The organism is Methylobacterium goesingense (assembly GCF_022179225.1).
Classification (GTDB): Bacteria; Pseudomonadota; Alphaproteobacteria; order Rhizobiales; family Beijerinckiaceae; genus Methylobacterium; species Methylobacterium goesingense.
In genome coordinates, this window is record NZ_BPQL01000113.1 from 1 (window position 1) to 11,757 (window position 11,757).

Consider the following 11,757-nt stretch of genomic DNA (forward strand, 5'->3'; position numbering starts at 1 on the left):
CGGCGCCCATCTCGCCGAGAATCGTGCGGCTGTCGATCTTCGACGTGACCTGGAAGCTGATCCGGGTCGGGAAGTTCGCCTTGATCGTGCCCGTGATCACGTCGACCGAGGGACGCTGGGTCGCCATGATGAGGTGGATGCCCGCCGCGCGCGCCATCTGCGCCAGCCGCTGGATCGCGCCCTCGATGTCCTTGCCCGCCACCATCATCAGGTCGGCCATCTCGTCGACCACGATCACGATGTAGGGCAGCGCAGAGAGGTCCATCTCCTCCGTCTCGTAGACGGCCTGGCCGGTCTCGCGGTTGAAGCCGGTATGGACCTCGCGGGTGATGGTCTCACCCTTGGCCCGGGCCTCCGCCATGCGCGCGTTGTAGCCGTCGATGTTGCGCACGGCGATCTTGGACATCTTCTTGTAGCGCTCCTCCATCTCGCGCACGGCCCATTTGAGGGCGATGACCGCCTTCTTCGGGTCGATGACGACGGGGGAGAGCAGGTGCGGGATGCCGTCGTAGACGGAGAGTTCCAGCATCTTCGGATCGACCATGATCAGGCGGCACTCTTCCGGCTTCATCCGGTAGAGCAGCGACAGGATCATGGTGTTGATCGCCACCGATTTGCCCGAGCCGGTGGTGCCGGCCACCAGCAGGTGGGGCATCTTGGCCAGATCCGCGATGATGGGCTCACCGCCGATGTTCTTGCCCAGACACAGGGCGAGCTTGTGCTTGCTCATCCCGAAATCGGCCGAGGCGAGGAGTTCGCGGAGATACACCGTCTCGCGGGTGTCGTTGGGTAGTTCGATGCCGATGACGTTGCGGCCGGGGACTACGGCGACGCGGGCCGAGACCGCCGACATCGAACGAGCGATATCGTCCGAGAGCGAGATCACGCGGCTCGACTTGGTGCCGGGCGCCGGCTCCAGTTCGTAGAGCGTCACGACCGGACCCGGGCGCACCGCCAGGATATCGCCGCGCACGCCGAAATCCTGGACTGTCTGCTGGAGGTTGAGGGCGTTCTGCTCGAGCACGTCGGCATCGACCTCCTCCGTGTCGTTCAGGGGCGGCTCGGCCAGGAGTTCGAGGGAGGGATGCTCGTAATCGGCGTTCTCCACGAACGACATCGGCACGTGCCGGCCGGCCGGGATGAGGAGCGGACGCTCGGGCAGGATCGCGCGCGGCATGTGGACGGCGGGCAGCGGCCCGGCGGCGGGGGCCTCCGGGGCGGCCTCGACCTCGGGTCCGATGAACTCGGATGTCATGGCTTCGGAGGCCAAAACCTCGGACGCGATGACTTCCAACGGAAAGACTTCCGACGCCAGGACCTCGGATGCCACGACCTCCTGCGGCTCGGCCTGGATCGGCGCGGGGGCCTCCGGCTCGGCGCCCGGGGCGCCCTTGGGGTTGCGCAGCAGCACCGGGCGCGGCGGAATCGTGGTGGGCACGAAGGCCGGCGCGGCGGCGCGGGGGGCCGGGACGAAGGGCGCCACCGGCACGAACTGGCTCGCAACCGACAGGGCAGGGGAGGGGGCCGGAGCTGTCGGCAGAACCTCTGCGGTCACGGACGGGGCGGGTGCCGCCGGCCGGCCGGTACGGATCGCCGCGCGGGCGGCCATGGCGTGGAGTGGGGCGGGACGAACCGGCGCCGGGACGGGGAGCGCGTTGTCCTGGCCCTCGACGGGGCAGGGCGGGCCGAAGGTCTCGAACCGAACCACGTGCTCCAGGCGATAGGACGCGACCGGGGCCGGTGCGTTTGCGGGGAGCGGAGCGGGCGCGAACACCGGGGCGGCCAGCTCGGGAGCCTCGACGGCCTCGATCGCGGGGATCTCGGACGTGTCCTCGACAGGGGCCTCGGGCAGCGGCGCGGCCTCGGCCTGGATCGCCGACCAGGCGTCGAGGGCGGCGCCGTCGCGGCCGTCGAACCAGGCATGGACCTCGGACCAGTCCGGCACGTCCGACCAGTCGCGGTCGTCGAGGATCACCGGCGCCGGGACGGGCGCGACTTCGATCACGGCGGCGTCGGTGGCCGAGAGGTCCGCGCTGGGCGTTTCCGTGCTCGGAGCCTCGGCGCTGGGGCGGCCCTGGCGACGATCGGGACTGCGGAAGAAGCGGACGCCGGGGGGCGCGACGAAAGGCTGGCGCCAGAGGGGCTCGGGCACCTGCGCGGCCAGGGCCTCGGCCTCGGCTTGCGCCGCCTGCGCGGCCTGGGCCTGCGCCTCGGCCTCCGCGCGCAGGGCATCCTGCTCGGCCTGCAGGCGCAGCGCCTCGGCTTCCGCCTCCGCATGGGCCTGGGCGCGAGCGGCACGCTCGGCATCCAGGGCGCGCTGGCGGCGCTCGTGAAGCACGGGGTCGGGGGTGCGGGTATAGCGCACGGCCGGGCTCGGCTCCGGCACCGGTGCGGTGGGACCGGCGGACGGGATCTCACCCATCTCGGGCATGATCGCGGCGGGGCGGCGCGGGGTCCGGATCAGCACGCGCGGGGCGGGCGTCTCGCCCTCCATCAGGCCCTCGTCGAACCGGACCGACGGGTCGGCGCGGCGCGGGATCATGTCGAGGGTGGCTCGGTCGTCGAAGATCCCGGCGGGCCAGGCCTGGATCGCGGGCGCGGGCCGGAAGGCGAGGCCGACCTCGTTGCGGCCGACCAGGGCCTGCGGGCTCGTCATCCAGCTCGGGGTCGGGCGGGTGGTGGCCACGGTGTAGTCCGGCCGCTGCGGCGGGCCGGCGAGGCGGCGCGAGAGGGTCGCCCGCAGGTTCATCAACCGGTGCGCGAGGGCGCCGATCGACAGGCCGAGGCGGTCGCCGCCCCGAACGGGACGCGAAGGATCACGATGGGAGTAGGGAAGCCGTCCCGATGCGCGCATGATTGGCCGGATGTACTCAATACGGGTCCGCCGCCGGGAGCGGCGCGGTTCGGCCAAGAGTTAGCGGCATCGTCGTTAACAGACGCTTGCCCCGGCCCATCGGATGCGCGCCTTCGCGCCTGCTGCGCCCTCAACCCTCGCCCTGGAGGCGGATGGCGGCAGGGGTTAAGGTGCGGGCCCGACCAGCCCGGAGCCCCGCCCCTTGTCCAGCCCCTCGGCGCTCGAAGCCCCGGCCCCCACACCCTCAGTCTCCATGGCCGACTTCCGTTCCCTCTACCGGCACGGCTTCGCCCGGGTCGCCGCCTGCACCACCCGCAGCCATCCGGCCGACCCCGCCCGCAACGCGCAAGGGATCCTCGCCCTCGCCCGGTCCTGCGACGAGGCCGGCGCGGCCGTGGCGGTGTTTCCGGAACTCTGCGTCTCGGCCTACGCCATCGAGGACCTGTTCCTGCAGATGACGGTGCTGGACGCGGTGGAGGTGGCCATCGCCCGCCTCGTCGCGGAATCGGAGGGGCTTCGACCCGTCCTCGTCGTCGGCGCACCCCTGCGCTGGGGCCACCGGCTCTACAACTGCGCGCTCGCGATCCATCGCGGCCGCGTGCTCGGAGTCGTTCCGAAAAGCTTCCTGCCGAACTACCGGGAATTCTACGAGAAACGCCACTTCGCCTCCGGCGCCGGCATCGCGGGGGAGACCATCCGGATCGGCGGCCTGGACGCGCCGTTCGGCACCGACCTGCTGTTTTCCGCCGAGGACGTGCCGCACCTCGTGCTGGGCATCGAGGTCTGCGAGGATCTCTGGGTCCCCGCCTCCCCCGGCACCGACGCGGCGCTGGCCGGCGCCACGGTGCTCGCCAACCTGTCGGGCAGCCCGATCACGGTGGGCCGGGCAGAGTCCCGCGCGATGCTGACCCGCGCGGCCTCGATGCGCTGCCTGTGCGCCTACGTCTACGCGGCCGCCGGCACGGGGGAATCCACCACCGACCTCTCCTGGGACGGGCAGACCAGCATCGACGAGAACGGGGTGCGCCTCGCGGAAGGCCCGCGCTTCTCCGCCGAGCCCGTGATGACGCTTGCCGACATCGACCTCGGACTGCTGGCGCAGGAGCGGCTCCAGGCCGGCAGCTTCGACGATTCCGGACGCGGACGGGCCCTCGCCCATCGCCGAGTCCCCTTCCGGCTCGCCCCGCCGGCCGGCGATCTCGGCCTGATGCGCCGCCTGGAGCGCTTCCCCTTCGTGCCGGCCGATCCGGGCCGCCTCGCGCAGGACTGCTACGAGGCCTACAACATCCAGGTGGCGGGCCTCGCCCAGCGCCTGGAGGCGACGGGCACGAAGCGGGTGGTCATCGGCGTCTCGGGGGGCCTCGATTCCACCCACGCCCTCATCGTGGTGGCCAAGGCGATGGATCGCCTCGGCCTGCCGCGCACCAACATCCTGGCCTACACCCTGCCGGGCTTCGCCACCTCGGAGGGCACCAAGGCCAACGCCCACGCGCTGATGGCGGCTTTGGGCACGACCGCCCGCGAGATCGACATCCGCGAGGCCGCCACCGTGATGCTCACCGGGATGGACCACCCGTTCGGGCGCGGAGAGCCGGTCTACGACGTCACCTTCGAGAACGTGCAGGCGGGCCTGCGCACCGACTATCTGTTCCGCCTCGCCAATCAGAACGGCGCCATCGTCATCGGCACCGGAGACCTGTCGGAGCTGGCGCTCGGCTGGTGCACCTACGGCGTCGGCGACCAGATGAGCCATTACGGCGTCAATGCCGGCGTGCCCAAGACCCTGATCCAGCACCTCATCCGCTGGGTCATCGGCACCGGCCAGTTCGCGCCGGAAGTGGGCGCGACCCTGGCCGCGATCCTCGACACCGAGATCTCGCCCGAACTGGTGCCGGTGGAGGCGGGGGCCACGCCCCAGAGCACGCAGGCCGTGATCGGCCCCTACGCGCTCCAGGACTTCAACCTGTTCTACACCCTGCGCCACGGCTTTCCGCCCTCGAAGATCGCCTTCCTGGCGCTCCACGCCTGGGGGAATGCGGACGCCGGGGCCTGGCCGCCGGACTTCCCCGAACCCGAGCGCGGCGCCTACGACCTGCCCGAGATCCGGCGCTGGCTCGGCGTGTTCCTCAAGCGCTTCTTCGGCTTCAGCCAGTTCAAGCGCTCGGCCCTGCCCAACGGGCCGAAGGTCTCGGCCGGCGGGGCGCTGTCGCCGCGCGGGGACTGGCGTGCGCCCTCCGACGGCAGCGCCGAGCCCTGGCTGGCGGAGCTCGCCCGCAACGTTCCGGAGACCTGATCGACACAGTGCTGTCCGATTGGCACCCTAGGGCGTAGCTTGGGTGGGCGAATCGGAGGTTGACCGATGCAGAATTACAACGTTTTCTGCCTCAGGAGCGTCGAGGGCCTGTGCTGCGCCGTGCCGGAGAGCCGGGCCGTGCCGCCCTTCCTCGGGAACGGGCGCTGGGCCTTCGGCGGCAAGCTCGACGATCCGGCCGACGCGCCGTCCGACTTCGACGACCGGGCCGCCGAGACCGCGGTGCGCTTCAACGGCTTCTATCTGTTCCAGACCATGGATACGCGCTTCCAGTGAGCCCAGCCGGATCGCACCGCTCCGGGTCGCGGATTCTGGCGATCATTCCTTAAGGGGCGCCGTGCCAGGATCCGCCATCGTTGGGGGCCCCGGAGCCGGAGAACGACCCCTTGCCGGAGAAGGCCATGTCGGAGCATCGCAGGGAAGTTCGCCAGAAGACGTTCCTCAAGGGGCGGATCATCTTCAACAAGGGCGCCTCGTCCATGGACTGCCTGGTGCGGGACCTGTCCGCCTCCGGCGCCCGCCTCGCCCTGACCGAGACCTCGACTCTGCCCGAGGGCTTCGACCTCTACATTCCGCAGAAGGAGAAGACCTACCGCGCCAGCCTGTGCTGGCGCCGGGCCGACGGCATCGGCGTGACCTTCGTGGACGAGGCGGTTCCGGCGCCGCAGGCGGTCGCACCGGTGCCCGTGGCGGCCTCGATCCCGGCACCGGACGATGCCGCGTCGATGCTCGCCCTGGTGCGCCGGATCAGCGAACTCGAGGCCGAGAACGCCACCCTGCGGCGGCTGCTCACCAGCCCGCCGGCCAGCGCCGCCTGAACCCGCGCCTCATCCGGCCGCCAACGCCGCACGGATGCGGGCGGCGTGTTCCGCCAGCACCGCCTTGTCGGCCATGCCGCCGGTGTGGCGCTGCAGGGGCACGCCCTCGAAGCGCGGCACGATGTGGACGTGGAGGTGGAACACCGTCTGGCCGCCCGCCGGCTCGTTGTACTGGAACACCGTCAGGCCCTCGGCCGCGAAGGCCGTCTTCACCGCGCGGGCGACGCGCTGCACCGTGCGCGCCACGGCCGCGAGGGAGTCCGGGTCCGCGTCGAGGAGCCCGCGCGCCGGGGCCTTGGGGATCACAAGCGTGTGGCCGTCCCCTTGCGGCATCACGTCCATGAAGGCGAGGGTGTCGGCATCCTCGTAGACCCGCTCGGCCGGGATCTGCCCGCGCAGGATCTTCGCGAAAATGTTGTCGGGGTCATAAGCGGGCGCGTGGTGCGTGTCGGTCATGGCGGCCGGCTCCGGATCTGGCTCGTGCGATCGGCGCGCACGATGCACAGGCTGGTGCGCCGCGTCCACCGCGCGCAGGCTCGCTCGGCCCGGTCTCGGTCCCCGCACGAACGGGAGCGCCGAATGATCCGTGTGCGGCGAACCTTCCGGCCGGCCGGCGCGTTGCTTGCGCTTTGCCCCCCAGCGGCAACGCTTGCCTGGAGGCGCTTGCCCGGAGACGCGCTTCGCGGCGCGCCGCGCCAGGGCCACGCCACCGGGCGCGCCCGCCCGCACAGCCTTGAGAGACCCGCCCAGCATGGCCCACGAGAGCACCAGCGCCATCTACACCGCGGCCGGCGCCAACCTCGCCATCGCGGCGGCCAAGTTCGTCGGGGCCTTCCTCACGGGCAGCTCGGCCATGCTGGCGGAGGGCGTCCACTCGGTGGTGGACACCACCAACCAGATCCTGCTGCTGATCGGCATGAAGCGCGCGCAGCGCCCGGCCACGGCGACGCATCCCTTCGGCTACGGGCGCGAAATATACTTTTACGCCTTCATCGTCGCGCTGTTCATCTTCCTCGGCGGCGGCGCCTTCGCGATCTACGAGGGCATCCACAAGCTCCAGCACCCGGAGCCGGCGGCGGACGCGACGTTCCTCGGCTACCACCTCTCGGGCTTCTGGGTGAACGTGGCGATCCTGGGCTTCGCGGTGCTGGCCGAAGGCTATTCCTGCTACGTCGCCCTAAAGGCGTTCTGGGCGGAGAAGGGCAGCCGCCCGCCGCTCGCCGCCATCCGCCGCTCCAAGGATCCGTCCCTGTTCACGGTCCTGGCGGAGGACGTGGCGGCGCTGATGGGCCTCGTGGTGGCGCTCGCGGGCGTGGTCCTCGCCCACATCCTCGACATGCCGTCCCTGGACGGGTGGTCCTCGATCGGCATCGGCCTGATCCTGGTGGGGATGGCGATCTTCCTGATGATCGAGACGCATGGCCTTCTCATCGGCGAGGCGGCCGACCCCGAGCTCGTGGCGGCGATCCGCGAAGTGGTGCGCGGGGAGGTGGGGGTCCATCACGTCAACACCGTGCTGACCCAGCACCTCGGCCCCTCCGACATCCTGGTCAACGTCAGCCTCGACCTCGACGACACCCTCAGCGCAGGACAGATCGAGGCCATGGTGACCCGCATCGAGACCCGTCTGAAGGCGCGCGACCCCGACGTGACGCGCATCTTCATCGAGGTCCAGTCGCGGGCGAGCGCCATGGTCGCGCCCGCCCCGGCGGCCTGAGTCCTACGGCGCGGCCTCGGCCAGGGCAGCCGCGATCGCGGCTTCGAGGGCCTCGGGCTTGGTCGCGGGCGCGTAGCGCGCGATGACCCGACCGTCACGGCCGACGAGAAACTTGGTGAAGTTCCATTTGATGGCGCGGCTGCCGAGGAGCCCGGGCTTGGCGCGGGTGAGGTGGGCGAAGACCGGGTCGGCCCCCGGCCCATTCACCGCGACCTTGGCGAGTACCGGGAAGCCGACCTCGTAGGTCAGGCTGCAGAAGGCGGCGATCTCGGCGGCGTCCCCCGGTTCCTGGGCGCCGAACTGGTTGCAGGGGAAGCCGAGCACCACGAGCCCCGCCGCCTGGTACTTCCGCGCCAGGGCTTCCAGCCCGGCATATTGCGGGGTGAACCCGCATTTCGAGGCGGTGTTGACGATCAGGATCACCGATCCCCGGTGCTGGGCCAGGGGATAGGGGGAACCGTCGGCGGCACTCGGGGTCAAATCGTGTACGCTATCCATGGATTGCAACCGGGCGGGCGAACGGATGGGTACCTCTCGTAGTACCTCGTCGCTTCGATCCACAAGGGCCGGAACCGGTAGGCAAGCGTTAAGCCTCTTCTCCTACAGCTGATGATTGCATAGCGGTCGGGATCACGCGCATGGTGACGGGAGCGACAGCGGCGGCACGGGGAACGGCGGCGGGATCCGCGCGGGGGCCTGCGGACGACGGGGCAAGCGTCGTCACGTCGCCGAAGGACAGGAATCCGGGGACACCGGCCGCCTCCAAGGCGGCGGGTGCGGCCGCCGTGGTCGATCTCAGCGCGGCCGCGAAGCGGCAGACCGCCCAGACGATCACGGGGACCGCCGGCTCCACAAGCCCCATCGGCGAGACGGCCCGGTCGATTGTTCGTTCCTTCGACGAAATCGTCCGCGATCGGACGCAGGACCTGGCCGGCAAACTCGCCGATCGGCTGACCAGAATGGGCATCCCGCAGGACGAGCCCATCGTTTTCCGAATCGACAGCCTCGGCCAAGTGAAGACCGACAGTCCCTACAGGGAGCGCATCGAGAAGATGTTCTGGGACGACCCAGAACTCGCCAAGGACTTCCAGGACGTTGCTTCGCTCAACGCGATGAAGGCAGCCCAGACTGCCCTGGAGGCGTTCGACGCGGAGAAGAAGGCGGCAAAGGACGATGACGCGCGCGATGCGGCCTACGGGCGCTACACTGCCCGGCTGATGACGTCGCAGGCACTGTCGGAGACGATGACGCTGAGGGACGGCGCCCTGATCTCGGCGAGCGTAGACTTCATGGATGTATCGGTGCGCGACTCGAGGGCAGGCCAAGCCAGCCGGAAGTTCGAGCCGGCCGCGACGAAGCGGGTGTCGCTGACGGTCTGACCGGTCTCCGGCCGCGTCCACCCGCACCGATCGACCCGGTCGCACCTCGGCGGTGCCTCCGTTGACGCCCCGGACCGGCCGATCCGGCGCGGTCTCGGCCCGAGCCGACCCAGCGCCTCAGGCAGCGGTGCGCCGCTCGACGAGGCGGGCGAGGAAGGCCGAGCCGAGGGGAATGATGCTGTCGTCGAAGTCGAAGCTCGCATTGTGCAGGCCGGGGCCCGGCGTCGAGCCGATCCACGCATAGGCGCCGGGCACCCGCGCGACCATGTCGGCGAAATCCTCGCTGCCCATGCGGGGCTTCGACTGGTCGTCGACGCCCTCGGGGCCGAACAGCTCGCGGGCGATGTCGGCCGCCGCCGCCGCATGCTCCGGGCTGTTCATCAGCACGGAGAACACGTCGCGGATGTCGACGTCGATGGTGGCGCCGTAGGCCGCGGCGATCCCCTTGGCGATCTCGCGGATGCGGGTGGTGACGAGGGTGCGCAGGTCCGCATCGAAGGTCCGCACCGTGCCGGTGATGTGAGCCCCCTCCGGAATGACGTTGTAGGCCGCGCCCGCGTGGAACTGCGTGATGGAGAGCACCGCGCTCTTGAGCGGGTCGGCGTTGCGCGAGACGATCGACTGCAGCGCCTGCACCAGGGTGGAGCCCACGATGATCGGGTCGATGCCCTGCTGCGGCTGGGCCGCATGCGCGCCGCGCCCGGTGATGCGAATGTCGAAGAAGTCTGCCGCCGCCATGGCCGGGCCGGGCTTCAGCTTGATCTTGCCGTGCGGACCGTTGGGCTGGTTGTGGATCGCGTAGATCTCGTCGCAGGGAAACTTCTCGAACAGCCCGTCCGCGATCATCGCGCGGGCGCCGCCCTGGCCCTCCTCGGCCGGTTGGAACACGAATAGGGCGGTGCCGTCGAAGTCGCGGGTCTCGGCGAGGTAGCGCGCCGCACCCAGCAGCATCGTGGTGTGGCCGTCATGCCCGCAGGCGTGCATCTTGCCCGGGACCGTCGAGCGGTAGGGCAGGTTGGTCTCCTCCTCGATCGGCAGCGCGTCCATGTCCGCGCGCAGAGCGATCCGCCGGCCGGAACCGGTGCGCCCTTCCAGCACGCCCACCACCCCGGTGCCGCCGATGCCGCGATGCACGGCGATGCCGTAGCGCGCCAGTTCCTCGGCCACGATGCCGGAGGTGCGGACCTCCTCGAAGCCGAGTTCGGGATGGGCGTGGAAATCGCGGCGGATGGCCACGAGATCGTCGGAGAAGCTCTTGATGCGGTCGATGGGACTCACGGAGTTTCCTTGGTCTCTGTCGTCTGGTCTGCGGAGTGTGTCACCTCCGGCGCGTCCTCAGGCAAGTCGGATGCCGGGCAGTCCCCGGTTTCGCGCCGGAACGGCGTCAGCGTGTCCAGGACTTCGGCGGCTTCCAGCACGTGCTCGCGCTCGCGCGCCAAGTAATCGGCAACCGCCCGGCGCAGGGCCGGATCGGCGATGTCGTGGGCCGAATGCATGAGGACGGGGCGGTAGCCCCGCGCGAGCTTGTGCTCACCTTGGGCCCCGGCCTCGACGCGCTTCAGCCCGCGCGCGATGGCGAAATCGATGGCCTGATAGTAGCAGACCTCGAAATGCAGGAAGGGATGGTCCTCGACGCAGCCCCAGTTGCGGCCGTAGAGAGCCACATCCCCGATGAAGTTGATGGCACCGGCGATGAAGCGGCCCTCGCGCCGGGCCATCACCAGCAGCACCCGCTCGGGCATGCGCGCGCCGATGAGCTCGAAGAACTTGCGGTTCAGGTAGGGCCGGCCCCACTTGCGCGCCCCGGTATCGGCGTAGAATTCGTAGAACGCGTCCCAGTGGGCGGGGGTCAGGTCGGCGCCGGTGACGTGCTCGATGGTGATGCCGGGCGCAAGCGCGTCACGGCGTTCGCGGCGGATCGCCTTGCGCTTGCGGGAGGCCAGCGCCCCGAGGAAATCCTCGAAGCTGGCGTAGCCGGCATTGTCCCAGTGGAACTGCTGGTCGACGCGCTGGAGGAAGCCCAGAGCCCCGGCCTGGTCCCACTCGCGTTCCTGCATGAAGGTGACGTGGATCGAGGAGGCCTTGGTCTCGGTGCGCAGCGCCCGCAGGCCGGCGACGATCGCGGAGGCCGCCTCGTTCACGTCCTGCCCCGGCGCGATGAGGAAGCGCGGGCCGGTGACGGGGGTGAAGGGCACACTGACCTGAAGCTTCGGATAGTAGCTGCCCCCGGCCCGCTCGTAGGCGTCCGCCCAGCCGTGGTCGAAGACGTATTCGCCCTGGCTGTGGGACTTCAGGTAGCAGGGCGCCACCCCGACGAGGTGGCCCTCGCGCTCCACCGTCACGTGCAGGGGGAGCCAGCCGGTCTTGCGTGAGACGCAGCCGGAATCCTCCAGCGAGGACAGGAAGGCGTGCGAGACGAAGGGGTTGTGGGTCTCGTCACCCCCCGAGAGGGTCTCGGCCGAGGTGGCGCAGGCGTCCCACGCGTCCGCCGTGATCCCGGCGAGCCCCGGCACCGCCCGCACCTGCAGCTCCGTCACGGTCTCGGCCGGGGTGCCGGATTCATTGCCGGACCGAGGGGTTTCGCCGGGAATATCCATGAACGGGCAATCTAGGCCCCACGACCCGGCGGGCCAAGGGCGGCGCGGAGCCCCGCGCCGTCGCAGGGGCAGGGGCAGGGG

10 protein-coding genes are annotated in these 11,757 nt (G+C 70.5%); 5 read left to right on the forward strand and 5 right to left on the reverse strand.

Translation table 11 applies throughout. The features are described from left to right. On the reverse strand, positions 1-2,854 hold a 2,854-nt coding region (locus tag MFF30_RS18850; protein ID WP_238281011.1), incomplete at its 3' end, for a DNA translocase FtsK. Between the two features lie 253 nt (positions 2,855-3,107). Here MFF30_RS18850 and MFF30_RS18855 point away from each other — a divergent pair. The 3 genes from MFF30_RS18855 (at position 3,108) to MFF30_RS18865 (ending at position 5,983) form a co-directional block, all read left to right on the forward strand. Beyond that, positions 3,108-5,147, forward strand: coding sequence for an NAD(+) synthase (locus MFF30_RS18855; RefSeq protein WP_238281020.1), 2,040 nt, complete (start codon positions 3,108-3,110; stop codon positions 5,145-5,147). A gap of 66 nt (positions 5,148-5,213) precedes the next feature. Beyond that, complete coding sequence (locus tag MFF30_RS18860; RefSeq protein WP_238281012.1) at positions 5,214-5,441, forward strand: hypothetical protein; 228 nt, start codon at positions 5,214-5,216, stop codon at positions 5,439-5,441. Between the two features lie 125 nt (positions 5,442-5,566). Next, on the forward strand, positions 5,567-5,983 hold the full coding sequence (locus tag MFF30_RS18865) for a PilZ domain-containing protein (protein WP_238281013.1): 417 nt from the start codon (positions 5,567-5,569) through the stop codon (positions 5,981-5,983). Positions 5,984-5,992: 9 nt separating this feature from the next. Here the strand turns inward: MFF30_RS18865 and MFF30_RS18870 are convergent, their stop codons facing one another. Further along, on the reverse strand, positions 5,993-6,439 hold the full coding sequence (locus MFF30_RS18870) for an HIT family protein (RefSeq protein WP_238281014.1): 447 nt from the start codon (positions 6,437-6,439) through the stop codon (positions 5,993-5,995). A 295-nt stretch (positions 6,440-6,734) separates the two neighbouring features. Between MFF30_RS18870 and MFF30_RS18875 the strand changes: the two genes are divergently transcribed. After that, complete coding sequence (locus MFF30_RS18875) at positions 6,735-7,700, forward strand: cation diffusion facilitator family transporter (RefSeq protein WP_238281015.1); 966 nt, start codon at positions 6,735-6,737, stop codon at positions 7,698-7,700. A 3-nt stretch (positions 7,701-7,703) separates the two neighbouring features. On the opposite strand, the gene MFF30_RS18880 is transcribed toward MFF30_RS18875, so the two are convergent. Continuing rightward, entirely contained in the window at positions 7,704-8,198 is a 495-nt protein-coding gene (locus tag MFF30_RS18880) for a glutathione peroxidase (protein WP_238281016.1), read from the reverse strand. Positions 8,199-8,485: 287 nt separating this feature from the next. On the opposite strand from MFF30_RS18880, the gene MFF30_RS18885 reads away from it, so the two are divergent. Then, complete coding sequence (locus MFF30_RS18885; protein ID WP_238281017.1) at positions 8,486-9,079, forward strand: hypothetical protein; 594 nt, start codon at positions 8,486-8,488, stop codon at positions 9,077-9,079. A gap of 117 nt (positions 9,080-9,196) precedes the next feature. On the opposite strand, the gene MFF30_RS18890 is transcribed toward MFF30_RS18885, so the two are convergent. Beyond that, on the reverse strand, positions 9,197-10,357 hold the full coding sequence (locus tag MFF30_RS18890) for a M20 aminoacylase family protein (RefSeq protein ID WP_238281018.1): 1,161 nt from the start codon (positions 10,355-10,357) through the stop codon (positions 9,197-9,199). Then, positions 10,354-11,676 (reverse strand): GNAT family N-acetyltransferase, encoded by a 1,323-nt coding sequence (locus MFF30_RS18895; RefSeq protein ID WP_238281019.1) that lies wholly within the window; start codon positions 11,674-11,676, stop codon positions 10,354-10,356. The genes MFF30_RS18890 and MFF30_RS18895 overlap by 4 nt, the downstream gene beginning before the upstream one ends. Positions 11,677-11,757 lie beyond the last annotated feature (81 nt).

Excerpts from the sequence above, each read along its gene's own strand:
- MFF30_RS18855 (WP_238281020.1), top strand. The coding sequence starts at position 3,108 with ATGGCCGACTTCCGTTCCCTCTACCGGCACGGCTTCGCCCGGGTCGCC.
- MFF30_RS18860 (WP_238281012.1), top strand. The coding sequence starts at position 5,214 with ATGCAGAATTACAACGTTTTCTGCCTCAGGAGCGTCGAGGGCCTGTGC.
- MFF30_RS18865 (WP_238281013.1), top strand. The coding sequence starts at position 5,567 with ATGTCGGAGCATCGCAGGGAAGTTCGCCAGAAGACGTTCCTCAAGGGG.
- MFF30_RS18870 (WP_238281014.1), bottom strand. The coding sequence starts at position 6,439 with ATGACCGACACGCACCACGCGCCCGCTTATGACCCCGACAACATTTTC.
- MFF30_RS18875 (WP_238281015.1), top strand. The coding sequence starts at position 6,735 with ATGGCCCACGAGAGCACCAGCGCCATCTACACCGCGGCCGGCGCCAAC.
- MFF30_RS18880 (WP_238281016.1), bottom strand. The coding sequence starts at position 8,198 with ATGGATAGCGTACACGATTTGACCCCGAGTGCCGCCGACGGTTCCCCC.
- MFF30_RS18895 (WP_238281019.1), bottom strand. The coding sequence starts at position 11,676 with ATGGATATTCCCGGCGAAACCCCTCGGTCCGGCAATGAATCCGGCACC.